23 protein-coding genes and 1 other annotated feature are annotated in these 24,880 nt (G+C 53.6%); of the genes, 11 read left to right on the top strand and 12 right to left on the bottom strand.

All coding sequences use genetic code 11. The annotated features are described in order from the left end of the window. Positions 1 to 73: 73 nt before the first annotated feature. From recR to AAHF05_RS05060, 5 genes are all read right to left on the bottom strand, one after another. Complete coding sequence (gene recR, locus AAHF05_RS05080; RefSeq protein ID WP_028017605.1) at positions 74 to 679, bottom strand: recombination mediator RecR; 606 nt, start codon at positions 677 to 679, stop codon at positions 74 to 76. Next, positions 679 to 1,011, bottom strand: a complete 333-nt coding sequence (locus tag AAHF05_RS05075) for a YbaB/EbfC family nucleoid-associated protein (RefSeq protein ID WP_003858972.1) — start codon at positions 1,009 to 1,011, stop codon at positions 679 to 681. Before AAHF05_RS05075 ends, recR begins: the two co-directional genes overlap by 1 nt. A gap of 54 nt (positions 1,012 to 1,065) precedes the next feature. Further along, complete coding sequence (gene dnaX / locus AAHF05_RS05070; protein WP_129323844.1) at positions 1,066 to 3,006, bottom strand: DNA polymerase III subunit gamma/tau; 1,941 nt, start codon at positions 3,004 to 3,006, stop codon at positions 1,066 to 1,068. Then, positions 1,672 to 1,736, bottom strand: a sequence feature (DnaX frameshifting element). It overlaps the preceding gene by 65 nt. An 88-nt stretch (positions 3,007 to 3,094) precedes the next feature. Continuing rightward, on the bottom strand, positions 3,095 to 3,646 hold the full coding sequence (apt, locus tag AAHF05_RS05065) for an adenine phosphoribosyltransferase (protein ID WP_028017607.1): 552 nt from the start codon (positions 3,644 to 3,646) through the stop codon (positions 3,095 to 3,097). A gap of 152 nt (positions 3,647 to 3,798) precedes the next feature. Then, positions 3,799 to 4,176 carry a DUF454 family protein gene (locus AAHF05_RS05060; protein ID WP_028017608.1) on the bottom strand — a complete coding sequence of 126 codons (378 nt, stop codon included), beginning with the start codon at positions 4,174 to 4,176 and terminating at the stop codon, positions 3,799 to 3,801. Between the two features lie 50 nt (positions 4,177 to 4,226). On the opposite strand from AAHF05_RS05060, the gene priC reads away from it, so the two are divergent. Both priC and rsmS read left to right on the top strand, forming a co-directional pair. After that, on the top strand, positions 4,227 to 4,754 hold the full coding sequence (gene priC / locus AAHF05_RS05055; RefSeq protein WP_129323843.1) for a primosomal replication protein N'': 528 nt from the start codon (positions 4,227 to 4,229) through the stop codon (positions 4,752 to 4,754). Between the two features lie 14 nt (positions 4,755 to 4,768). Further along, positions 4,769 to 4,960 carry a pleiotropic regulatory protein RsmS gene (gene rsmS / locus AAHF05_RS05050; protein ID WP_129323842.1) on the top strand — a complete coding sequence of 64 codons (192 nt, stop codon included), beginning with the start codon at positions 4,769 to 4,771 and terminating at the stop codon, positions 4,958 to 4,960. Here rsmS and mscK read toward each other — a convergent pair. Both mscK and acrR read right to left on the bottom strand, forming a co-directional pair. Beyond that, a complete protein-coding gene (gene mscK, locus AAHF05_RS05045; RefSeq protein WP_374936439.1) occupies positions 4,957 to 8,304 on the bottom strand; it encodes a mechanosensitive channel MscK in 3,348 nt (1,115 codons plus the stop codon). The genes rsmS and mscK overlap by 4 nt on opposite strands. 113 nt (positions 8,305 to 8,417) lie before the next feature. Then, entirely contained in the window at positions 8,418 to 9,071 is a 654-nt protein-coding gene (gene acrR / locus AAHF05_RS05040; protein ID WP_129323840.1) for a multidrug efflux transporter transcriptional repressor AcrR, read from the bottom strand. A 141-nt stretch (positions 9,072 to 9,212) separates the two neighbouring features. Here acrR and acrA point away from each other — a divergent pair, with 141 nt between their 5' ends. From acrA to AAHF05_RS05010, 6 genes are all read left to right on the top strand, one after another. Next, complete coding sequence (acrA, locus tag AAHF05_RS05035) at positions 9,213 to 10,406, top strand: multidrug efflux RND transporter periplasmic adaptor subunit AcrA (RefSeq protein ID WP_028017612.1); 1,194 nt, start codon at positions 9,213 to 9,215, stop codon at positions 10,404 to 10,406. Between the two features lie 22 nt (positions 10,407 to 10,428). Continuing rightward, positions 10,429 to 13,575, top strand: a complete 3,147-nt coding sequence (gene acrB / locus AAHF05_RS05030) for a multidrug efflux RND transporter permease subunit AcrB (RefSeq protein WP_129323839.1) — start codon at positions 10,429 to 10,431, stop codon at positions 13,573 to 13,575. 513 nt (positions 13,576 to 14,088) lie between these two features. Next, a complete protein-coding gene (gene tomB / locus AAHF05_RS05025) occupies positions 14,089 to 14,463 on the top strand; it encodes an Hha toxicity modulator TomB (protein ID WP_008499288.1) in 375 nt (124 codons plus the stop codon). Positions 14,464 to 14,490: 27 nt separating this feature from the next. Further along, entirely contained in the window at positions 14,491 to 14,709 is a 219-nt protein-coding gene (locus AAHF05_RS05020; protein WP_008499287.1) for an HHA domain-containing protein, read from the top strand. A 210-nt stretch (positions 14,710 to 14,919) separates the two neighbouring features. Then, positions 14,920 to 15,471 (top strand): maltose O-acetyltransferase, encoded by a 552-nt coding sequence (gene maa, locus AAHF05_RS05015; RefSeq protein ID WP_374936438.1) that lies wholly within the window; start codon positions 14,920 to 14,922, stop codon positions 15,469 to 15,471. A 117-nt stretch (positions 15,472 to 15,588) separates the two neighbouring features. Then, positions 15,589 to 16,056, top strand: a complete 468-nt coding sequence (locus AAHF05_RS05010; protein WP_028017615.1) for a YlaC family protein — start codon at positions 15,589 to 15,591, stop codon at positions 16,054 to 16,056. On the opposite strand, the gene AAHF05_RS05005 is transcribed toward AAHF05_RS05010, so the two are convergent. Beyond that, positions 16,028 to 17,488: a PLP-dependent aminotransferase family protein gene (locus AAHF05_RS05005; protein WP_129323838.1), complete on the bottom strand. Its 1,461-nt coding sequence runs from the start codon at positions 17,486 to 17,488 to the stop codon at positions 16,028 to 16,030. The genes AAHF05_RS05010 and AAHF05_RS05005 overlap by 29 nt on opposite strands. A 101-nt stretch (positions 17,489 to 17,589) precedes the next feature. Here AAHF05_RS05005 and AAHF05_RS05000 point away from each other — a divergent pair, with 101 nt between their 5' ends. Beyond that, positions 17,590 to 18,300, top strand: coding sequence for a GNAT family N-acetyltransferase (locus tag AAHF05_RS05000; protein WP_129323837.1), 711 nt, complete (start codon positions 17,590 to 17,592; stop codon positions 18,298 to 18,300). Here the strand turns inward: AAHF05_RS05000 and ykgO are convergent. Together ykgO and AAHF05_RS04990 are read right to left on the bottom strand one after the other, a co-directional pair. Continuing rightward, positions 18,297 to 18,437, bottom strand: coding sequence for a type B 50S ribosomal protein L36 (gene ykgO, locus AAHF05_RS04995; RefSeq protein WP_003859006.1), 141 nt, complete (start codon positions 18,435 to 18,437; stop codon positions 18,297 to 18,299). The two genes, AAHF05_RS05000 and ykgO, sit on opposite strands and share 4 nt — an antisense overlap. 2 nt (positions 18,438 to 18,439) lie before the next feature. Further along, the gene (locus AAHF05_RS04990) at positions 18,440 to 18,700 is read right to left on the bottom strand and encodes a type B 50S ribosomal protein L31 (RefSeq protein ID WP_010428154.1); all 261 of its coding nucleotides are present in this window, start codon (positions 18,698 to 18,700) and stop codon (positions 18,440 to 18,442) included. Positions 18,701 to 18,921: 221 nt separating this feature from the next. Between AAHF05_RS04990 and AAHF05_RS04985 the strand changes: the two genes are divergently transcribed. Then, positions 18,922 to 20,487, top strand: coding sequence for an EAL domain-containing protein (locus AAHF05_RS04985; protein ID WP_129323836.1), 1,566 nt, complete (start codon positions 18,922 to 18,924; stop codon positions 20,485 to 20,487). Here the strand turns inward: AAHF05_RS04985 and AAHF05_RS04980 are convergent. Further along, the gene (locus AAHF05_RS04980) at positions 20,480 to 20,752 is read right to left on the bottom strand and encodes a metal-sensing transcriptional repressor (protein WP_114977955.1); all 273 of its coding nucleotides are present in this window, start codon (positions 20,750 to 20,752) and stop codon (positions 20,480 to 20,482) included. The two genes, AAHF05_RS04985 and AAHF05_RS04980, sit on opposite strands and share 8 nt — an antisense overlap. 134 nt (positions 20,753 to 20,886) lie before the next feature. On the opposite strand from AAHF05_RS04980, the gene AAHF05_RS04975 reads away from it, so the two are divergent. Continuing rightward, positions 20,887 to 21,708, top strand: coding sequence for a nickel/cobalt efflux protein RcnA (locus tag AAHF05_RS04975; protein WP_129323835.1), 822 nt, complete (start codon positions 20,887 to 20,889; stop codon positions 21,706 to 21,708). Positions 21,709 to 21,743: 35 nt separating this feature from the next. On the opposite strand, the gene AAHF05_RS04970 is transcribed toward AAHF05_RS04975, so the two are convergent. After that, the gene (locus AAHF05_RS04970; protein ID WP_129323834.1) at positions 21,744 to 24,836 is read right to left on the bottom strand and encodes a beta-galactosidase; all 3,093 of its coding nucleotides are present in this window, start codon (positions 24,834 to 24,836) and stop codon (positions 21,744 to 21,746) included. Positions 24,837 to 24,880: the final 44 nt, after the last annotated feature.

Raw genomic sequence — 24,880 nt, 5'->3', positions numbered from 1 at the left:
AAAACGTTGAGGGAGAGATGGGGATAAGGGGGGGAAATTTCAAGCGGAGGCCACGGACGCAGCCTCCGTTTGGTCAGAAAATAATCTTGTGGCGTCCCGCAAGAGAGTGCGACAGCGTGGTGCCATCGACCATCTCGAGCTCGCCGCCCACCGGCACGCCGTGGGCGATACGGCTGGCGTCAACGCCGTACTGCGAGCAAAGCTCGGCGATGTAGTTGGCCGTTGCCTCCCCTTCCACCGTAGGATTGGTGGCGAGGATCACTTCGTTGATCGTTTCGGACTCAAGACGCTGTTCAAGGCGGTCGAGGCCGATATCGTCCGGGCCAATACCGTCCAGCGGGGAGAGATGCCCCATCAGCACGAAATAGCGGCCGGAAAACTGCCCGGTCTGCTCAATGGCGTAGATGTCCGCCGGACTCTCCACCACGCAAATCTGACCGTTTTCCTGACGACGCGGATTCGAACAGATGTTACACACGTCCTGCTCGGTAAAGGTACGGCAATCCGCACAGTGACCAATTTCTGACATGGCGCGGGTCAGAGCCTGCGCCAGGCGCATCCCGCCGCTGCGGTCGCGCTGCAATAGCGTAAACGCCATGCGCTGCGCCGACTTCGGGCCAACGCCCGGCAGGCAGCGCAGTGCTTCCATTAACTGCGTGAGCAGCGGACTGGTTTGCATCAGAATGGCATCTTGAAGCCAGGTGGCAGTTGCATACCGCTGGAAACAGAGGCCATTTTCTCTTTCTGAGTTTCGTCGATACGGCGAGCGGCATCGTTAAACGCGGCTGCAACCAGATCTTCCAGCATCTCTTTGTCGTCTTCGAGCAGGCTTGGGTCGATCTCAACGCGGCGGCAGTTGTGCGCACCGTTGATGGTCACTTTGACCAGACCGGCACCGGATTCACCCGTGACTTCCAGCTGAGCGATCTCTTCCTGCATCTTCTGCATTTTTTCCTGCATCTGCTGAGCCTGCTTCATCAGGCCACCCAGACCGCCTTTTCCACCAAACATAGGCTTCTCTCTTTTTTCACGTTTAAGGATTACAACCGTAAGTCAGACTCACGATCAAATGGGGCGAATACTCTCTTCATCCAGATCGGCGTCGAAGAACCGGCGCAGGGTCTGAATGTTGTTATCCGCGATAATTGCCTCGCGCGCCTGCGCGAGCTTCTCTTCATAAATGGCCTGACGCCACTCCAGCGGCGTTTTCACTGCCGGATTATCATCTTCAATGATAGTCAATTCAACCGGCGCACCCTGTAATGCGGTGAGCGCCTCGGCCAGCGCCTTTTGCGCGCCTGGCGAATTCAGGTGTCGTTGACCAGGACGCAGGTGTAAACGCACCTGATTGCCGTCCTGCTCTTTCCAGGCATTCAGCGCGACCTGCTCCACCAGCTTGGGCAACTGAAGCTTACTGACCTCGGCGGCCCAGGCATCACGCGCAATTGACTCTTCGGCGAGCTTCGCGGAAAGCTCCGGCGTTTTCTCATGCTCCAGCGCCTTTTTCAGCGCTTTCGGGGTGGCGACCTCTTCCTTCACCTCTTCGATGATAGTGGTCGCCTTCCAGCGGTAAGCCTCTTCTTTCACCGGGGCTTTCTGCTCGAGCGCGGACGGTGCAGGACGCGACTGTACGCGCTCCGTTACCGAGGCCAGTCGTTCAAGCGCGGCGTTGTTAACCGGCCGCGCTCTTGCAGGCGCTGCCGGTTCACTCTTTTTTGGTTTGGTTGCTCCCTGCGCACGCTGCAACTGACTGCGTGCGGCAAGCACCGAACTGGTGGCGTCCGACAGCGGCACATTTTGCTGCGGCGGCGTCGGCTGCGGTGGAACCTGCTGCGGTGGAACCTGCTGCGGTGACATCACCGCCGTCGGTGCGACCGGAGCAAAGGATTGTCGCGGCACGTCCGGTTCCGGCAACGGTATACGCGGATGGAACGCCAGCGCGCGCAGCAGCGTCATTTCAACGCCCATACGCGGATCCGGCGCGAACGGTAACTCTTTGCGGCCAATCAGCAGCGTCTGGTAGTAAAGCTGAACATCAGCAGGCGGTACGGTGCGGGCAAGTTCACGCATCCGCTGTTCGATAGCCGCCATATCCGCACCAATGGCAGACGGAGAAAGCTGCAGCATTGCTACACGGTGCAGCAGGCTGAGCATCTCGACCAGCAGCCCTTCCCATTCAATACCACGGGCAGCGGCAGCATCGACCTGCGACATAACACGCTCGCCGTTGGCGGCAACCATCGCTTCGATAAGAGAGAGCGCCTGATCGTCATCCAGCGTGCCGAGCATGGTGCTGACCGCCTCGGTGGTGAGCTTGCCGTCACCGCTGGCGATCGCCTGATCGGTAAGACTGAGCGCATCACGCAGGCTGCCGTCCGCCGCGCGAGCCAACAGCTGCAGAGCACGCGGTTCGTGGACAATTTTCTCTTCGTCGAGAATACGTTCAAGCTGGGCGCGGATCTGCTCCACGTCCAGCGCCTTCAGATGGAACTGCAGGCAGCGCGACAGAATAGTGACCGGCAGCTTTTGCGGATCGGTGGTCGCCAGCAGGAATTTCACATGCGCAGGCGGTTCTTCCAGCGTTTTCAGCAGGGCGTTGAAGCTGTGGCGCGACAGCATGTGCACTTCATCGATCAGGTAGACCTTGAAGCGGCCACGCGCCGGGGCGTACTGCACGTTGTCGAGCAGATCGCGGGTATCTTCAACTTTGGTGCGCGAGGCGGCGTCGATCTCGATCAGATCGACAAAACGCCCCTGCTCAATCTCGCGGCAGTTATCGCATACGCCACACGGCGTGGCGGTGATCCCGGTTTCGCAGTTCAGACCTTTTGCCAGCAAACGGGCAATAGAGGTCTTGCCGACGCCGCGGGTGCCGGAGAAAAGATAGGCGTGATGGATGCGACCTAGCGACAAGCCGTTCGCCAGGGCCGTCAGCACATGTTCCTGACCGACAACGTCAGCAAAGGTTTGTGGTCGCCACTTACGGGCTAACACCTGATAACTCATGGGCAGGCTCTGCAACGCTGGAAGGTGAATTTATGGAGGGGAATGCTATCACAACCTCACCCATTGAGCGAGGTTGTGAAAATCGGGATCAGTGACCCGGGAATGGCACCAGGCTGTAGCTGGTAATACCCTGTTTTTCCAGGCGCTGTTCACCGCCCAGATCGAACAGGTTGATGATGAATGCCGCATCGGTCACTTCACCACCCAGACGACGGATCAGCTTCACGGTCGCTTCGATGGTGCCGCCGGTTGCCAGCAGATCGTCAACCACCAGCACTTTGTCGCCAGGGACGATCGCATCAACGTGGATCTCCAGCTGATCGGTGCCGTATTCCAGCTCGTAGCTTTCAGCGATGGTTTCACGTGGCAGTTTGCGCGGTTTACGTACCGGAACAAAACCCACACCCAACGCCAGCGCAACCGGTGCGCCAAACAGGAAGCCACGGGCTTCGGTACCTACTACTTTGGTGATCCCGGCGTTTTTATAACGCGCAACCAGCAGTTCAATGCTGAGCGCGTACGCTTTCGGGTCTTCCAGCAAGCTGGTGACATCACGGAAAAGAATGCCAGGTTTTGGATAGTCCTGGATACTTTTGATGCTGTTTTTCAGATATTCAAGCTGCTGTGCAGTTGCGGTCATCGGTTTGTGCCTAAATAAAACAGTGTTACTCACAGCGCGCAACGAGTCGATTAAAGATAACAATTGTTTAACCTTTAACCAGGCGCACCTGTGCTCGAAAACGGTCGAATTTACTGTCTGTGCGAGATAATTGCAACAGACATTATAAGGCGTCAGTGCTTTTGTTGCTTTTCATCAACCACCGGGATTCGCCACATAAAGATGAGCAGGCATGTCAGGATCGCCAGCAACAGGATCCGTACCCACATCATTTTCACCAGCCATAATGAAATAGCGAAGGTGATGAGGATCACCGCGATCGCGCGCGGTTTAGCACCGGGCGGCATGGCCCGGTGTTTTTGCCAGTGGCGCAGATAACCGCCAAACCATGAGCGATACAGCAGCCAGTGGTGAAAACGCGGCGATGATCGGGCGAAGCACCAGGCCGCCAGCAGGATAAACGGCGTGGTCGGCAGCAAGGGTAAAACCACACCTAATGTGCCAAGCACTACCGCCAGCCAGCCAATAATGATTAAAATAGTACGCTGCATAATGCGAATCGTTATCAAACTGAACGGCTACTTTACCACTGGAGAGCGCCTTGAAAACAGCCTTGCTTCTGGAGACGCTGCAAAAACAGCTGACCACCCTGCGAGCAGAGGCTACCCCTCTGATGGGGCACGCCACGCTGAAGCCGCGCTTTGACCGGCAACTTTTTCGCACCCGAAGCACGCTCATTCAGGATTATATTGCTGAAGCCCAGGCCCATCTTGATGAGCTTCGCCACGCGGTTGAGCACAAGCAAACACAGCAGGTGGCCTGGCTTGCAGAGCATCTTGCCGGGCAAATCACCGCCCTACGCCGGGAAATTGCCACCTGGACGCTGCGCGCCTGGGACGGTGCATCTCCGGGGCTCGGCAAATGGCAGCGTAAGCGGCTGGAGAACCAGGAGTTTGAACGCCGGTTGTTTGAGATGAAGCGCGAGCGGGAAGCGCGCCTGAGCAACAGTGAAACGCTGGAAGAGCAGCAATTATTGATGCGTGAGATTAGCGCGCTGGAAGGACGCCTTGTCCGCTGCCGTCAGGCGCTGGATGAGATTGAACGCGTGATTGCACGTTTGACCCGTTAACAGGAGCCACACAAATGTCACTGGAAAATGCACCCGATGAGGTCAAGCTGGCCGTTGATTTGATTATGTTACTGGAGAATCATGAAATCCCCGCAGAGACGGTGCTTAAGGCGCTGGAGATTGTGCGAAGAGATTTTGAGGGTAAGGTGAAGGTTGTATTGCCCTCACCCTGCCCCTCTCCCGGTGGGAGAGGGAATATAGATTAGGCCGGTGTCGGATCGTCACCCTTAATTTCACGCTTCACTTCCGTATGCTCGTCACCTTTCTCGTTACGCAGGTGAACTTCAAGCTGGTTGAAGGCGATATTAATATCGTTCTCACGACACAGGCGATCGATAGAGCGGTTCAGCTCATCCACGGTATAACTGCGGTCACGCAGTTCACGTACGTATAACCGCAGCTCGTGATCCAGGGTGCTCGGCCCAAAGGTCGTGAAGAAGACCGATGGCGCAGGATCGTGCATCACTTTCGGATGTTCAGACGCCGCCTGCAGCAGTACCTCTTTTACCTTATCCAGATCCGAACCGTAGGCCACGCCCAGGCGGATAACTACGCGCGTCACGGTGTCTGAAAGCGACCAGTTGATCAGGCGCTCGGTCACGAACGCTTTGTTCGGGATGATCACCTCTTTGCGATCAAAGTCGGTAATGGTGGTGGCTCGAATACGGATCTTGCTGACCGTACCGGAGAACGTGCCGATGGTGACGGTATCGCCGATACGAACTGGACGTTCGAACAGGATGATCAGGCCGGATACAAAGTTACCGAATATCTCCTGCAGGCCAAAACCAAGACCTACCGAGAGCGCGGCAGCCAGCCACTGCAGTTTGTCCCACGACACGCCCAGCGAGCCAAAGACCGTCATCGCCCCGACAATAATGATAACGTAGTTGAGGATTGTGGTAATGGCATAGGACGCCCCCTGACGCAGGTTCAGGCGCGACAGTACCAGCACTTCCAGCAGGCCTGGCAGGTTGCGAATCAGCGCCCAGGCCACCATCGATGAAACCAGCGCAAAGAGCAGGCTGCCCATGGTGACGCTCTTCATGACCGCAGCACCGGCTTCGGTACCGTTGTATTGCCAGAGGGTGATACTGTCCAGATAGGCGAAGACGGTAATTAAATCAGACCAGATAGCCCAGAACATCACCGCAAACAGAGCGACCATCACCAGCATGGTGATACGCAGCGTCTGCTGGTTGACCTGCTCCAGGGCGATGGTCGGCTCTTCCTGTGGCTCCGCCCCTTCCGCGCCCTCTTTTACCTGATGTTGACGACGCGCAATGGCACGGCGATAGGCGATACGACGGGCCGCAACACTCAAACCTCGCAGAACGGTCTGATAGAGCAGGTTCCAGATGATCACCAGATAAACCGTTTCAATCCAGCGACCAGACAGACGCAGCGTGGTGTAGAAGTAGCCCGTTGCCGTAAGCACCATCAGCGCCAGCGGAATGATTGCCAGTACCGTCACGGTAGCCAGACGAATATTGTGGGACTCTTTATCACGCCAGCTATCGCGGCACATCGGCCACATCAGAATGGCAATCAGCAGCAGGTTCAACAGAATAACCAGCTGCCCCAGTACATCATCCATCAGATGCAGCGGGGAAAGTTCAGAGACAACCGACCAGAAGTGCAGCGGCAGAAGGGCCAGGCTGATACGCACAATCTGACGACGCCAGTGGCTGGTCAGCTGCGCAGGCATATTGAAATGGCGCACTGCCACGCCGTCTTTTTCCAGTACCTTCCAGCACAGACCAAACACCAGCCAGAACAGCGCCAGTTTCTTACTGAACGCCCACAGCAGATCGCTGACGTTAAGCTGCATCGTGAGCAGAATCAGACCTACCGCCAGGATAATCAGGCACACCGGCAGGGCGCGGATGAGGTCGATCAGAATCGCTTTCGGCGTATGAAGCTGGCTATCGTTTCGCAGTTGTCCCACTTCGGACGCCAGTTTCGCCTGATACTTCTTCAGCCAGCCCAGACGCCAGCGGATCAGACCGGCAATCAGCAGCAGCGGTAATCCCGCCAGGAAGGCAATCATCACCGCAGGCCAGGCTTTCTCCCAGTTCACGGTAATTTTCATGCTCTTGATCTGCGTTTTCAGCATCTCAGGGAAGGATTTAATCCAGTCCCAGTCCATTGGCTTGTTGCTGTTTACCCAGAAAATCTGCTGCGTCAAAATTTCCTGCAGACTTTTCGAGACGCTCACCAACTGCTGCTGGTTGATCTGCAGGTTAATGGCCATCATCAACTGGTTGCCCAGCTGTTTGTTGAGCTGGTCCAGCAGTTCGCGACGCATATCCACTACCTGAAGTAGCGCATCGTGCACCTCCGGGTTCACGTCACTGGAATGGCCTTCTTCAATTTTGGCGACAAAGGTATCGCTCTGGAAAAGGGCATCTCGCTGCTGGTTGACATCAAACTGCTCCAGACGCAAATCCGCTATGCGGTTGGTCATATCCTCCAGTTCATCGGCAGACGGGAGCGTCTGCTGCTGCTGGTAGAGAATACGCGACAGGAGGAGGCTGCCTTTCAGAACCGCAATCTGCTCTTTAATGTTGCGTTCAGCCTGCAGCGCGCGGTCCAGCCAGTTTTTTACTTTGATATTTTGCTGAACCAGCGAGTTACCGCTTTCCGTCGCCTGTATCAGACGCTGGCTGAGCTGATGGTTAGCCTCGAGTTCCTGTTTCACCAGTGGGTTCGCCTGAATACGAGCGGTTTCGTCAGGTGATACTGCCTCCTGGGCGGTTTTTTCTGTCAGCGTCAGGCGTTTACTGTTAACCGCCTCCTGCAACAGCTGCAGCTGGTGTTCCAGGCGATTAATATTCGCGGTGACGTAATCACGCTGTTTCTGAAGCGTGTCCTGCAGCACCGTATTCCCTTCCAGGCTCTTACGTTGCTGTTCGATTTGCGCGTTGAGTAATGTTTGCTGAACCAGCAGCAGGGTTTGCTGCGTCGGGCGTAAAGTGCCCTCACCCACCGTCGTGCCATTCAGGCGGTTACGGATCTGCTGCAGCTGTTGGGACGCGGCGTACATTGCGTTTTGCACGCGCTCGGGCTGAGTCTGCAGTGAGACAAGTTGGCTATTATACGTTGCGAGATCGGACTGTGCGGTTTGCAGATCGTCAAGTGATTGCGAGACGCGCGACTCCAGCTGACGTAAAGAAAGGGTCGCGAGTGTTTTACGTGTTTCATCGTCGTTATCGACGTCACTCAGGGCATTCAGCGCATCCGTTGCCTTGCGCATGTTGTCAGGAGCCTGAGCCACCTTCTGACGCAGTTGCGCGGTTTCAGCTTTGACACGCTCAATTTTATCGTACGTTTCCAGCGTTTCCGTCAGATCCTGCTGGATAAGCTTCTCCTGAGGAGAGAGATCTTTCTGTTTGTTCAGAGTGTCGAGTTGCGACTGAACATCAGCGCGCGAGGGAATATCATTGCTGTTGTCGGCACGGGCCCAGGAAAGCGGTGCCGTGGCGAAGAAAAACAGCATCGCAAGGAGCAATGCAAAAACAGGATGTTGCGAGCGATTGATGGGCAGCATAGTCGTGAATGATGTCAGAAGATGACCGAAAATAGTCCGGCGTGAAGAATATCACGCTCGCCTGAAGCAGAATAGCGCGAACGTTATCCTCTGAGATAAATCCTGGAAAGGGGTCAGGCCGTTAACGAAGGCGTGTCGCTGCGCAGCGTGGGGCAGAGCTGAAGCATTTCCAGTAAAATCGCTACATAACTGCGGGCTTCCTCTCTGAGGTCAAAGGATTCCGGCGCAAAAAGCCAGTTTTCCATCAGGCCTGAAATGTAGCTGCGCATCAGAATAGCCGCCCGGCGGGTCATCAGATTGGCCGGTAACAGCTTTGCCTGCATACACATGCTCAGGTTCTGTTCGATGCGGTCATAGCTCTCCAGGCTGAGACTGCGCTGCGCCTGCTGCACCACCGCCATCTCACCCACGAACTCGCATTTATGGAAAATAATTTCCATCATTAACCTGCGACGTTCCTCAACGACTGTCGCTTCAAGGATATATACTAATATTTCTCTTAATACTGAGAGTGGATCGTCAGGGAATTTTGCCCGATACTCACTCTCTAGATCGCTAATGCTGGACTCTGAAAGCTCCCAGATTTCACTGAACAGATCTGACTTGTCTTTAAAATGCCAGTAAATCGCTCCCCGCGTGACACCTGCGGCCTGAGCAATCTGTGCCAGCGAGGTCGATGAAACACCCTGCTGAGAGAACAAACGCATCGCCACATCCAGAATGTGTTGTCGGGTTTCCAGCGCTTGTTGTTTAGTTTTTCGTGCCATAGGTGGGTGAATTTACAGGAGTCAGATTTACATACATTTGTGAATGTATGTACCATAGCATGACGATAATATAAACGCAGCAATGGGTTTTTGGACTCAGGACCATTGATCAATTTGAAATCGGACACTAGAGGTTTACATATGAACAAAAACAGAGGGTTAACGCCTCTGGCGGTCGTTCTGATGCTCTCAGGCAGCTTAGCGCTTACAGGATGTGACAATAAACAGGCTCAACAAGGAGCTCAGCAGATGCCAGAAGTTGGCGTTGTGACGCTCAAATCCGAACCTCTTCAAATCACTACAGAATTACCCGGCCGTACAAATGCATATCGCATTGCGGAAGTTCGTCCTCAGGTGAGTGGCATTATCCTGAAACGTAACTTTACCGAAGGCGGGGATGTTAAAGCGGGTGAGTCTCTGTATCAGATTGATCCGGCAACCTATCAGGCATCTTATGAAAGCGCCAAAGGCGACCTGGCGAAAGCACAAGCCGCAGCCAAAATCGCCCAGTTGACGCTGAACCGCTACCAAAAACTGCTCGGTACCAAGTACATCAGCCAACAAGATTACGATACCGCCCTGGCAGATGCCCAGCAGGCTAACGCGGCCGTAGTGGCAGCGAAAGCAGCTGTCGAAACCGCCCGCATTAACCTGGCCTATACCAAAGTGACCTCTCCGATCAGCGGTCGTATTGGCAAATCTTCCGTTACGGAAGGGGCACTGGTGCAGAACGGTCAGGCCACTGCGCTGGCGACTGTGCAGCAGCTTGATCCAATCTACGTCGACGTGACCCAGTCGAGCAACGATTTCCTGCGTCTGAAACAGGAGCTGGCTAACGGCACCCTGAAGCAGGAAAACGGCAAAGCCAAAGTGGAACTGGTGACGAACGACGGTATCAAGTTCCCGCAGGAAGGTACGCTGGAATTCTCTGACGTGACGGTCGACCAGACCACCGGTTCCATCACCTTACGTGCGATTTTCCCGAACCCTGACAAGAATCTGCTGCCAGGTATGTTTGTTCGCGCACGTCTGGAAGAAGGGACCAACCCAACCGCCATTCTGGTTCCACAGCAGGGTGTGACCCGTACACCTCGCGGCGATGCAAGCGCACTGGTTGTCGGGGCTGATGACAAAGTCGAAACACGTAATATCACGGCAACACAGGCGATTGGGGATAAATGGCTGGTGACGGAAGGTCTGAAAGATGGCGATCGCGTGATTATTACTGGTTTGCAAAAAGTTCGTCCTGGCGCGCAGGTCAAAGCACAGGAAGTGAAATCTGACGATAAACAACAAGCTTCGGCCGCTGGCCAGTCAGAACAAACCAAGTCTTAACTTAAACAGGAGCCGTTAAGACATGCCTAATTTCTTTATCGATCGCCCCATATTTGCGTGGGTGATCGCCATAATCATCATGCTGGCTGGGGGACTTGCGATCCTGAAGCTGCCTGTCGCGCAATATCCGACCATTGCGCCACCGGCGGTGACAATTTCCGCAACCTACCCAGGGGCTGATGCGAAAACGGTGCAGGATACCGTTACTCAGGTTATCGAACAGAACATGAACGGTATTGATAACCTGATGTACATGTCCTCAAACAGTGACTCCACCGGTACGGTTCAGATCACCCTGACCTTCCAGTCAGGTACTGATGCTGACATCGCGCAGGTTCAGGTGCAGAACAAACTGCAGCTGGCGATGCCACTGCTGCCGCAGGAAGTACAACAGCAGGGTGTGAGCGTCGAGAAATCGTCCAGTAGCTTCCTGATGGTTGTCGGCGTTATCAACACCAACGGCACCATGACGCAGGAGGATATTTCCGACTACGTGGGCGCCAACATGAAGGACGCCATTAGCCGTACTTCTGGTGTGGGTGACGTTCAGCTGTTCGGTTCCCAGTATGCAATGCGTATCTGGATGGACCCGAACAAACTGAACAACTTCCAGCTGACGCCGGTTGACGTCATCAGCGCCATCAAAGCCCAGAACGCCCAGGTTGCTGCCGGTCAGTTAGGGGGTACGCCACCGGTGAAAGGCCAGCAGCTTAACGCCTCGATCATTGCGCAAACGCGTCTGACCTCTGCCGATGAGTTCAGCAAGATCCTGCTGAAAGTGAATCAGGACGGTTCACAGGTTCGCCTGCGCGACGTGGCAAAAGTGGAACTGGGTGGCGAGAACTACGACATCATCGCGAAGTACAACGGCAAACCGGCTTCCGGTCTGGGTATTAAGCTGGCGACAGGCGCCAACGCCCTGGACACCGCTACAGCGATCCGCGCAGAACTGAAGAAGATGGAACCTTTCTTCCCGTCAGGTCTGAAGATTGTTTACCCATACGACACCACGCCGTTCGTGAAAATCTCGATTCACGAAGTGGTTAAAACCCTGGTAGAAGCGATCATCCTGGTATTCCTGGTGATGTATCTGTTCCTGCAAAACTTCCGTGCGACGCTGATCCCAACCATCGCCGTTCCGGTTGTATTGCTCGGTACCTTCGCCATCCTGTCGATATTTGGTTACTCGATAAACACCCTGACGATGTTCGGGATGGTGCTCGCCATCGGCTTGCTGGTGGATGACGCCATCGTGGTAGTTGAGAACGTTGAGCGTGTCATGGCGGAGGAAGGTCTGCCACCGAAGGAGGCCACCCGTAAATCAATGGGCCAGATCCAGGGCGCGCTGGTCGGTATCGCGATGGTTCTGTCGGCGGTATTTATCCCGATGGCGTTCTTCGGGGGGTCTACCGGTGCGATTTATCGTCAGTTCTCGATTACCATTGTTTCTGCAATGGCGCTGTCGGTACTGGTTGCGCTGATCCTGACGCCTGCACTGTGTGCCACCATGCTGAAGCCCATTCAGAAAGGCGGCCACGGCGAGCATAAAGGGTTCTTCGGCTGGTTCAACCGCATGTTTGATAAGAGCACGCACCACTACACCGACAGCGTGGGCAACATCCTGCGCAGTACCGGTCGTTACCTGCTGCTCTATATCATCATCGTGGTGGGCATGGCCTATCTGTTCGTTCGTCTGCCAAGCTCGTTCCTGCCAGACGAAGATCAGGGCGTGTTCCTGAGTATGGCTCAGCTTCCGGCGGGTGCGACACAAGAACGTACCCAGAAAGTACTGGATGAGATGACCGACTACTACCTCACCAAAGAGAAAGACAACGTTGAATCCGTATTTGCGGTTAACGGCTTTGGTTTTGCGGGTCGTGGTCAGAACACCGGTATTGCCTTCGTTTCCCTGAAAGACTGGTCTGAACGTCCAGGTAAGGAAAACAAGGTCGAGGCGATTACTGGCCGTGCCATGGGCACGTTCTCGAAGATCAAAGATGCAATGGTCTTTGCCTTCAACCTGCCTGCGATTGTTGAACTGGGTACGGCGACCGGTTTCGACTTCCAGCTGATTGACCAGGGTGGTCTGGGTCACGAGAAACTAACGCAGGCACGTAACCAACTGTTTGGCGAAGTGGCAAAACACCCTGACCTGCTGGTTGGCGTGCGCCCTAACGGCCTGGAAGATACGCCGCAATTCAAAATCGACATTGATCAGGAGAAAGCTCAGGCCCTGGGCGTTTCCATCAGTGACATCAATACCACTCTGGGTGCAGCCTGGGGCGGTAGCTACGTCAACGACTTCATTGACCGTGGTCGTGTGAAGAAAGTGTACGTGATGTCAGAAGCCCAATACCGTATGTTGCCGAACGATATCAATAACTGGTTCGTACGCGGCAGTAACGGCCAGATGGTACCTTTCTCCGCGTTCTCTACGTCACGCTGGGAATACGGTTCGCCGCGTCTGGAGCGCTATAACGGTCTGCCTTCCATGGAAATTCTGGGTCAGGCTGCTCCGGGTCGAAGCACCGGTGAAGCGATGGCGATGATGGAGCAACTGGCGAGCAAGCTGCCGTCGGGAATTGGCTACGACTGGACCGGTATGTCCTATCAGGAACGTCTGTCCGGTAACCAGGCCCCTGCCCTGTACGCCATTTCACTGATTGTGGTCTTCCTGTGTCTGGCAGCACTGTACGAGAGCTGGTCGATTCCGTTCTCCGTCATGCTGGTGGTTCCGCTGGGTGTTATCGGTGCACTGCTTGCCGCAACCTTCCGTGGCCTGACCAACGACGTGTACTTCCAGGTAGGCCTGCTGACAACCATTGGCTTGTCGGCGAAGAACGCGATACTTATCGTGGAATTCGCCAAAGATCTGATGGAGAAAGAAGGTAAAGGCCTGATTGAGGCGACGCTGGAGGCGGTACGTATGCGTCTGCGTCCAATCCTGATGACGTCTCTGGCGTTTATCCTCGGCGTTATGCCACTGGTTATCAGCTCTGGTGCTGGCTCCGGTGCGCAGAACGCAGTAGGTACAGGTGTAATGGGTGGTATGGTCACCGCGACCGTTCTGGCCATCTTCTTCGTACCGGTGTTCTTCGTGGTGGTTCGCCGCCGCTTCAGCCGCAAGAATGAAGATGTTGAACACAGTCATTCAGTAGAGCATCACTGATACCGGTTTCACATGATAAAAAGGCCGCATTAGCGGCCTTTTTCATTTCCTGAAAAAATCATAAAATACGCTTATTGTTTTTCCATTTATTTCCTGCCATGTTTATTAGGCATATCATAATTAACCGATCGTTTAATCGGTGAATTCGGGATTTTTTTAATTTCATTTCCACGCTTAAGCTATTAGGAATATTCCTAACAACAAGTTCGGACAAACAGAACTCCGGACCAGGACGTCTTCCCATCGTTTAAGCTAAACCAATGAAACGTAAGGAAGCGAAAAAAAATTCTTTGTTAATTTAGATCAAAATGTTCACTTCCGGACAAACATTTGCGTAAACGCTCGCAGTCTGCGGTTTTATTTGTAATTTTTCGTAATAGCGCGGTGAAATCTTGAATGGAGTGGCTTATAGTTAGAGATATCAGGAACACAGCACCCGTGTGGCTAAGTATGTTGTATCCATCCCGACAATGATGTTCGGTGAGTAAGAAATCACTCAGAAGGGGATGCGCTATGGACGAGTACTCGCCAAAAAGGCATGATATCGCGCAGTTGAAATTTCTCTGCGAATCCTTGTACCATGACTGCCTTGCCAATCTTGATGAAAGCAACCATGGCTGGGTGAACGACCCAACGTCTGCCATCAATTTACAGTTGAATGAGCTTATAGAGCATATCGCAACCTTCGCACTTAATTATAAAATTAAGTACAATGAAGATAATAAGCTCATTGAGCAAATTGATGAATACCTGGATGACACCTTTATGTTGTTCAGCAGTTACGGCATTAACGCCCAGGATTTGCAAAAATGGCGTAAATCGGGAAACCGGCTATTCCGCTGTTTCGTCAACGTGAGCAGAGCTAACCCGGTTAGTCTTTCCTGTTAAAATTATTACAATTACTAAGGTGAATTTATGTCTGATAAACCACTCACAAAGATCGATTATTTGATGCGCTTACGACGCTGTCAGTCAATTGACACGCTCGAACGTGTCATTGAAAAGAATAAATACGAGCTTTCTGATAATGAACTGGCGGTATTTTATTCAGCTGCAGACCATCGTCTTGCTGAGCTGACGATGAATAAGTTGTATGACAAAATTCCTACTTCTGTATGGAAATTTGTTCGTTAATCTTTGAAGTGTGCCTGTAGAGTTCTACGCCACGTTCTGAACTGTATTCACCTATCCAGCTATGCTCCCTGTGCAAAAGCCAGGTCTCCATGTAAAACATGCGCATCAACAACAATGTTGTGACAATAGTCACATCGGTTATTAGGGAACGTTCCCATGTCGAGCGGTTAATATTACCCTGCGGTAAATACGTTCACAGAGGTTTCCAGGATGAGCATTGAAAAACAGAAGATGATTGCAGGTGAACCTTATCGCCCTGGTGATGAGACATTAGGGACTGACCGCCTGCGGGCCCGCCATCTGGTTCATCGTTATAACCACACCGCACCTGATGAAAAAACAGAACGCCAGAACATTCTGGCGGAACTTCTGGGAAAAAGCGAAGGGGCTTATATTGAACCGAGCTTCCGATGCGACTACGGATATAACATTTATCTGGGTAAAGACTTTTACGCTAACTTCGACTGCGTGATGCTCGATGTGTGCCCAATTCACATTGGTGATAACTGCATGCTCGCGCCGGGAGTTCATATTTATACGGCAACCCATCCACTGGACGCCGAAGAACGTAATAGCGGCGTGGAGTTTGGCAAACCCGTGAGAATCGGTAACAATGTCTGGATTGGCGGACGTGCTGTCATTAATCCCGGCGTAACCATTGGCGATAATGTAGTGGTGGCCTCCGGCGCTGTCGTGACGAAAGACGTCCCGACCAATGTCGTCGTTGGCGGTAACCCGGCAAAAATCATCAAAAAACTGTAAGGCTGCGGGGAGTCAACTGTTATGGTCTTTTAGCGCCATACTGTTACTTTTTTCAACCAAATGGCTCCCCTAAAATTGGCAGATCCCCTGTATTGTCAACTCTCATGAAGGCAAAAAATGACCGAGATACAGCGCCTGCTCACTGCCACCATCGACGAACTCAACCTCCGCGAAAAGCGCGACAATCGCCCGCGCTTTAGCATTAGCTTTATCCGCAAACATCCCGGACTCTTTGTTGCAATGTATGCCGCCTGGCTGGCGACGCTTATTGTGATGCTGAAATCCGAAACGCTGGTGGACTCCGTCTGGCTACTCGTTGTGCTGTTTGTTGTATTTAACGCCTTTTTCTTTTTCGACGTGAATCCCCGCTACCGCTACGAAGATATCGACGTACTCGATTTTCGGGTCTGCTACAACGGCGAATGGTACAACACCCGTTACGTACCAACAGAGCTAATCGACAGCATCATGCACTCTCCGGCTGTCGAAAACGTGCAAAAAGAGAAGCTACAGAAAATGATCTCTACCAAAGGTCAGCTTTCTTTCTACGATGTCTTTACCCTTTCTCGCCCTGTTGCTGCGTAATTAAGGCCTGCAGGCGTCGGATCCCCGGCACAAACTGAGAAGCAGAGGTATTGCCGTAACCTAATACCAGACCGGTTTGCCCCTGCTTCTTCTCCAGGTAATATCCGCTCAATGCAGCGGGGGCCAGCTGAAATGCCCTCGCCTGCTCCACCAGCTTCTGATCATCAATCCCTTCTATCGCCAGCGTCAGATGCATTCCGCCCTCGCCAGCAAGAATGCGATGCGGAGTATGAAGCTCCCCGCTCAGCACCTCCCGTAACTGGCGGTAACGTTTACGATAGAGCCGACGCATGGCGGCAAGATGACGGGCATAATGGCCTTCTTCAATAAACAGCGCCAGAGTACGCTGTTCAGCACGGTGTCCGCCGCGTAACAGTGCACCAATAGCCGGATGAGCCGCATTTGCCAGCGCCGGGGGTAACACCATGAACCCCATTCTGAGTGACGGAAACAGCGTTTTACTGAATGTCCCCAGATAGACGACGGGGGCATTCGCTACCATTCCCAACATTGCCGGCACAGGCTCACCGGTGTAACGGAACTCACTGTCGTAATCGTCCTCAATAATCCAGGCGTTATGTTGCCGGGCAAGTTCCAGCAATGCCAGACGCCGCCGCGCACTGAGTACGCTTCCGTAAGGGAATTGATGTGAAGGCGAGGTGAAAATAAGCGAGGGGCAAGGAACATCCAGCCCTTCCCAGCACATTCCCTCATCATCAACAGGTATTGCCGTCATCTTCAGACCGTTTTTTACAAAAGCACTTTTTGCCCCGCTATATCCGGGATTTTCCACCCACGCGACATCTCCCTGCTCGCTCAGCAGCATCGTGCAAAGATTGACGCCTTCCAGAGCGCCTTCCGTTATTACAATCTGGCTGGCGTCACAGTCAATTCCGCGAGACAGGGCAAGATGACGGGCAATGGCCGCCCGCAGCGACGGTTCCCCGGCAGGTGAACCATATCCCAACAGGCTACTCCCCTCCTCCCGCAACACGCGATCGAACAATCTTCGCCACAGCGGTAGAGGAAAATAGTTGATGGCAGGCGTCCCGGGGGTGAATGCCATAACCGGTGTATCCCGGGCCACTGGCGCAGGTAACAATGAGACCCGCTTTGCGAGCGTGATGACAGAATCCGGCAATGCCCGGGCGACAGAACGGTGAGCTAACTGTGCCACACGCGTTCCCTGTCGGTTACGCAGTAAATATCCTTCGAGCGTGAGCTGCTCCAGCGCTGCATTCACGGTGTTCCGCGAAAGAGAAAGTTGACGAGCCAGCGTCCGCGAACCCGAAAGCTGGCAGCCAGACTGTAACCTGCCGCACAGTATGGCCTCCCGCAATGTTAGATAGAGCGTACGTTGAAGCGTCTCCTCACCACGCGCTTTCAGAGCAGCATTGAGCAACGTATAAAATTCATCACCGGGTATATTCATCTCACCTCCGCCTGGTACCACCAAAACATAGCCGAGTGGTTCTTTTTATGGAACCAGTAACTCACTAGTCTGGAACTCTTTTCAACGTCACGGACATTAAGATGAAGACATTCAATCAGTTTGGTCAGCCAGTGGGTGAACCTCTTATCGACTGGCAACCTCGTCAGCACCCGTCTCGGGTCGTCCTTCAGGGGCGCTATTGTCGGCTTGAGCCTCTTCGAGTGGAGCATGCCGACGCACTGTTCAACGCTTATTCCCGGGCCGAAGATAGCCGCAGCTGGACATGGCTGCTACGGGAGCCAGATGCCTCAGCGGGTGAGTTTGCCGGGTGGGTGGCGAGCGTGTGCGAATTATCCGATCCCATTCACTTTACCGTAATTAATAACCACACACAGTCTCCTGTCGGAACACTGGCCCTGATGCGGATTGATCCTAAAAACGGTGTAGTGGAAGTTGGGCACGTTCATTTCTCCCCACTGTTAAGCCGCACGCCAGAGTCAACAGAAGCGCAATATCTGCTGATGCAGTACGTGTTCGATACGCTTGGCTACCGCCGTTATGAGTGGAAATGTAACAGTCTGAACGAGCCTTCGCGCAAAGCGGCACTGCGTCTTGGTTTTCAGTTTGAGGGGCGTTTTCGCCAGGCGCTGGTCACAAAAGGTCATAACCGGGATACCGACTGGTTTTCGATACTTGACAAAGAGTGGCCGGCGCTGGCGAAGGCCTTTGAAGGGTGGCTTGCCATCGACAATTTTACTGCCGATGGCAAACAGAAAAGATCCCTGGAAAGTTGGCGAGAAACACGCATCTAGCGTCTTTTTTTACGTCCCTGAACCGCCTTAAAGCGCGGGTTAGATTTGCAAATCACATATAAGCGTCCCTTGCGTTTGACTATCTGGCAATCCGGGTGACGCTGTTTCGCACTACGTAATGAGTTAAGTACCTGCATAGTTAGCCCCGCTTCGCATTAAGAAAACCGCCAAAACGCTTGCGGAAGCGTGCCGCGCTGCCATCCGTAGAGAACGTTTTCTGCTTGCCGGTATAGAACGGATGCGATTTTGAAGAGACCTCAATAGTGATGTAGGGATAGGTTTCACCGTCGAGTTCAATTTCGCGGTCGGTCTTTATGGTCGAGCCAACTTTAAAGTACTCATTGGCACTGGTATCGTGGAAAACCACGGTGCGATAGGCGGGATGGATATCTGGTTTCATCGTAAGCTCTTTATGTTTTGTTATAACATAACAAAATGATATCCGAGCTCTGATGAAATAACAACCCCCCTCTATCCTGATGCTATTTTCTGATTTGCCTTAGATAAAATGAAAACCAGGCTACACACGTGCTATAACTACATCATTTCGCGGTAAAATCTTTCTCTTCAGGCAGGGAACTCTGTACCCAGGAACGGGCATATGAGGAAGGAAACGACAGCATGAAAACCCGGCATATGGTCAGTCTGGTGACTGGCGTACTTATCTTTTCTGTGTTGATCCCCATTTGCCTTAGCATCTGGCTGGCGCACCGCCAGGCGGAAGAAAAATTTGTCGATGCGCTGGACAGATATGCCTCACGTGTACTGGTACGTACTGACATGGTTATGGCGCAGGCAAAAGAGGCGCTAAATCATTTGCAGGCCTTTAAGGGAGCCCCCTGTAGCCCTACGCATTTAATGGAAATGCGCCGGTCCGCTTTCTCGTGGCGTTATGTCCAGGAAGTTATCTATGTCGACAATCTTAAGCCCCTCTGCTCCTCCCTGGAGCAAACCAGCAAAGCGGTCTCTTTTCCCCCTCCGATGCGTATTACAGAAGATGGTTACAGCACATGGCTGACCACACAAAACGATCTCGGCTTTAACCGCTATATGGCTGTCATGGGGAAAGGCCATTACCTTGTACTGATTGATCCCGCCTCGCTTGTCGATGTAATCCCTTTCAGTCAGCTCACGATAAATGCCTCCCTGGTGGGGCATAAAACACATCTCATTTTTGCCAGCAGTAACAAACTTGATCCGCATATCCGTAACATGGTTATGGGGCAGAAGGTCTCCAGCATTCAGTACAACGGGTCAATGTACATCATGAAGCCGGTGCCTGAGTTAGGGTTTACGATCGTGGCCTGGGCTGCACTCAAGCCACTGGCTGAAACCTGGCACCAGCAGCTTATTTTCTGGCTACCTTTCGGCATACTGATAAGCCTGCTTGCCGCGTTCTTCGTCTTACGCGTATTGCGCCGTATCCAGTCGCCGCGCAATCGCCTGCTTGACGCCATTAACAGCCGCGACATTGTGATTCACTATCAACCCATCGTAGCGCTTTGTAGCGGAAAAATTGTGGGTGCCGAGGCACTGGCACGCTGGCCTCAGCCAGACGGGAGCATCCTCGCGCCTGATATTTTTGTTCCACTTGCTGAGCAAACCGGGCTCATCTCGCAACTGACCCAGTTAGTTATCGAAAAAGTATTCGAAGATATGGGCAACTGGCTGCACCTTCATGAAGAACAGCATATCTCTATCAACCTGGCGCCAGCTGATTTGACCTCTGGCGATCTGCCACCTCTGCTGAGTCAATTACTGAATAAGTGGAAAATCCATCCTAAACAAATCGCCCTTGAGTTAACCGAACGTGGCTTTGCCGACCCTAAAATCAGCGCGCCAGCCATCGCCGCCTTCCGTCGTTCAGGGCACTCTGTCTATATTGATGATTTTGGCACTGGCTATTCCAGCCTGAGTTATCTGCAGGATCTTGATGTCGATACGCTAAAAATTGATAAATCGTTTGTGGATGCACTGGAGTACAAAAACGTCACCCCGCACATTATTGAAATAGCGAAATCGCTGAAACTGGCGATGGTTGCGGAAGGGATTGAGACCGCAAGACAGCTCGACTGGTTGCACCGCCACGGGGTGCAGTATGGGCAGGGGTGGTACTACAGTAAAGCACTGCCAAAAGCGGAATTTATTTTTTGGGCAGAAAATAACCTCAGGTCGCATTCTACTTAAGGTAGGATTTGATCACCTGTAACACCACGCCAAGATCAGCTTCACGTTGAGTCTCTTCTGGCTCTTTCACCACATGATCGGTCAGATGTCCTTCTATCACCTGCATCATCATGCCATTTACCGCCCCACGGATCGCCGCCAACTGCTGTAACACGTCAGCACATTCGTGATCGCCATTAAGCATTTTTTCCAGAGCAGTGCTCTGTCCCTGTATTTTCTTCAGGCGAGTCAATAACATTTTTTTGTCGCGAATCGTATGTGACATCTCTTTATTCCTCATTTATTGGCTTTTAAAGCATATCACGCTTTACTCCCCCTGAGTATTTTTCTACTGGGGGGTAGTATTAACCTACTGGGGGGGAGTAGTATTTAATCTCGCTTTCCATTCCGGAATCTTCGATGAACGATTTTGCTTCACTCCTGCAGCAGGGCAACGCCTGGCTGTTTGTCCCCAGCGCTATCCTGCTCGGCGCGCTGCATGGCCTCGAACCGGGCCACTCAAAAACGATGATGGCCGCCTTTATCGTGGCAATCCGCGGTACGATGAAACAGGCTGTGATGCTCGGGCTGGCGGCAACACTTTCCCACACGGCGGTGGTCTGGATCATTGCCATGGCTGGCTTATGGTTTGGTCAGGGATGGGATGCACACACGTCCGAGCCCTGGTTCCAGCTGATCTCCGGGGTATTGATCATAGCAATCGCCTTGTGGATGGCCTGGCGAACCTGGAAAGAGAGTCAGCCGCACGATCATCATCACGATCACCACCATGACCATGACCATGACCATGATCACCATCATGAGCATCACCACCATGGACATCAACTGGTTGAGGAAAAGTGGCAGGACGCCCATCAACGGGCGCACGCACAGGATATTAACCGACGTTTCAACGGTCAAAACGTCACCACCGGGCAGATCGCGATGTTTGGCCTGACCGGGGGGCTTATCCCCTGCCCTGCATCCATTACAATCCTGCTGATCTGCCTGCAACTGAAGCATTTTGCCCTCGGCGCAACGCTGGTGTTCAGTTTCAGTATTGGTCTGGCGATCACGCTGGTGGCTTCCGGCGCAATTGCCGCTTTAAGCCTCAAGCATGCGTCAAAACGCTGGCCCGGGTTTAGCAAATTTTCACGAAAAGCGCCGTGGATCTCAGCGGCACTGATTACCCTGGTAGGGGTTTACATGGGCCTGCATGGATTAAGCGGGATCCTGGCTTAAGCATACGGCCACCTCAGGTGGCCGTATCTCAGAGGTTAGTTAAGGTTCTGCCGCCAGCGGAAGGTATAACGAAGCTGGCGCTCCTGCAGGATGAATTCCGGCGAGACACTGGGGCTCCAGGAATCGTCGCCGCCCACGCCCATATGGAACGCATCGAGATTGAGCCAGCAACCTGGCTCCTCACGCAACAAATGATGATGGGTTGTCTCACGCAACTGCTGTTGGCTGTAGCGGCTCACGGAGAAATGGAACCGACCCTTTAACTGGTGCCTTCCCAGCACTAGCTCGCGGGTATCGCAGCGCAAACCATTTTCCGTAGGGAAAATATACGGTGTGTGCATCGCCTCCAGAGGTAATCTCCAGCGCCCCTGTTGCGCCGCCAGCTTTCTGTCCGGGTAGTTTTCATGTGGACCCAACCCCAGCCAGTGAACATTTTCCGGTGCTTCGACGAGGTGAACGCTCAGGCCAATGCGCGCGGGTTCCGGGATATCAGACGCAACATCAACCTGAATATCACCATGCAGCACACCCTGATCATCCACCCGCCAGATTTTACGACTCAGGAACAGCGCTTTGCCGCGAAACTCCAGAGCATGCAGGGTGGTCACCACCACCTCACCTGCGTGCTGCTCTGAGCCACACTGCAGAACGCGCGAAGTAAGATCGTACATACCCGCCGCTTTCCAGCGCTCAACCCAGGCATTCGGATCGATCCGCGTCGCCTCACTCACACCAATGTCATTGTCCAGCGGTGCACGGCTGAAGTTATCCGTCACAGGTGAAATCAGTGTTTCAACACCATTACGCCACCATTGCGTCAGGTTCCCGGACTGGCGGTCGAACTGCCAGCGCTGTTGCTGATGCGTGATTTCAAGCATACGATCGTTTTGCGACAAAACAGGAGCCACACCCGCGGGAGCTGGCGGAGAGATAAACAGCGGAGCCGGAAGCGGCCACTGTTCCCACGCGCAGAGATGATCTGCCGGTGACCACGGTGTTGCCCGCGGCTGAAATACTTCGACATTCAGCCAGACTTCACCCGGTTCTGGCTCGATCTCCGGAAGCTCGATTTCCACATGCTGAGTCTCTCCAGGAGCAACAGCGAGTGTGACCTCGCCCGCGTCCAGTACGTTCCCATCCCGGGCAATCGTCCATTTCAGCACTTCGTTATCGGTATGGCGGAACAGATAGTCGCTTCGCACCGCAATCACCCGCGGTGACGAACTCCCCCACGTAAACGTGAAAAACTGCTGCGCACGCTGTGCCTCATACAGCGCCGGATGTGGCGTGCGATCGGGAAACACCAGACCATTCAGGCAGAACTGACGGTCATTCGGTTTATCGCCAAAGTCCCCGCCGTACGCCCAGAACGTGTTGCCATTTTCATCTTTTTTCGTCAGGCCCTGATCGACCCAGTCCCAGACAAAGCCACCCTGCAGGCGAGGATGGCTGCGAAACGCCTGCCAGTATTTCGCGAACCCACCGAAGCTGTTCCCCATCGCGTGGGCATATTCGCAGAGGATCAGCGGACGCGTTTCATCCGGCATGCCGATCCATTTCTTGATTGACCATTTGGGTACAGCAGGGAAAGGCTGGTCCTGATCGACCCGGGCGTACATCGGGCAAACAATATCGGTCGCGGCTGTGTTCGCGCCGCCACCTTCATACTGTACCGGGCGCGTTGGATCCGTGGATTTCACCCAGCGATACAGTGCGTCGTGGTTTGCACCGTGCCCGGACTCATTGCCCAGCGACCAAATGATAATTGAGGGATGATTACGATCGCGCTGCACCATGCGGGTCACACGCTCGCTCATAGCAGGCAACCAGCGCGGATCGTCTGCGAGGCGACTCATCGGCACCATGCCATGGGTTTCGATATTGGCTTCGTCAACAACATATAACCCGTAGCGGTCGCATAACGTGTACCACAGCGGATGGTTTGGGTAGTGCGAGCAGCGCACAGCGTTGAAGTTGTGCTGCTTCATGATTTCGATATCGCGCCGCATCGTCGCTTCGTCCATCACCTGGCCATTTTCCGGATGATGTTCATGCCGGTTTACCCCGCGGATCAGCAGCGCTTTACCGTTGAGTTTCAGCAGACCGTTACTGATTTCAACGCGACGGAAGCCAACATCGCAGGCTTCAATCTCCAGCACGTTGCCCTGCGCATCCCGAAGCGCGATCGTCAGGCGATACAGCTCCGGCGTTTCAGCACTCCATAACGCTGGGGCATCAACGGGAATGGCTACCGTTAAACGCTCGTCCCAACAGCCGCGCTCGTCCACAATAACAGACCCAGGGCATTGGGTTGCGCTGGCGCATTTTTCCCCCTTACGCCACAGGGTAAAGACCACCTCGCAGTCCGTAAAACCAGCGCCTGCAAGCTGGACGTCGACCTTCATCACTGCACGGTCCAGCTCTGCATTCAGGTCTGTCGCCACCTGATAATCAGCTATATGCGTCTCGGGTTTATGCAGCAACGACACATCGCGGAAAATGCCGCTCATGCGCCACATGTCCTGATCTTCCAGATAACTCCCGTCGCACCAGCGCAAGACCATAACGGCCAGGCGGTTTTGTCCGGGGCGTAATGCCGCCGAGAGATCAAACTCGGCGGGCAGCCGGCTGTCCTGTGAATAGCCCATCCACTGCCCGTTGCACCACAGATGAAACGCCGAGTTCACGCCGTCAAAGATAATCCGTGTTTGCCCGCTCTGCAGCCAGGCGTCATCCACTTCAAATGTGAGCGAATAACAACCGGTCGGATTTTCCTGCGGAACGAAAGGTGGGTTAACAGGTATTGGATAAGTAACGTTGGTGTAGATGGGGGTGTCAAAACCCTGCATCTGCCAGTTAGACGGTACGGGCATCGTGACAGCATCCGCGCAATCTTCTGTCACCCATTTCTGGGGAACCTGCTCCGGCGCTGGAAAGTAGCTAAATTGCCATTCCCCGTTAAGGGAGCGTTTGCTGAGAGATGCGACATCATCCCGGGCAGGTTGTTCATGATGCCAACTGTGTAACGGCGCGTGTGCGGCCAGGCGGTTCCACTGGGTTACCCCTGGGTTTTCCCAGTCCCGACGGGCCAGAATTGCGCTGAGAGTCAGCGATGGTGTGTTGGGCATATCAACCTCTTTTGCGAAGCGCTCACAATTTTGCTTAACATGCC

Origin of the sequence: Enterobacter adelaidei (genome assembly GCF_041937165.1) — a bacterium.
Classification (GTDB): Bacteria; Pseudomonadota; Gammaproteobacteria; order Enterobacterales; family Enterobacteriaceae; genus Enterobacter; species Enterobacter adelaidei.
The sequence above is the reverse complement of the archived record's forward strand: the minus strand, read 5'-3'. Positions and strand labels throughout refer to the sequence as shown.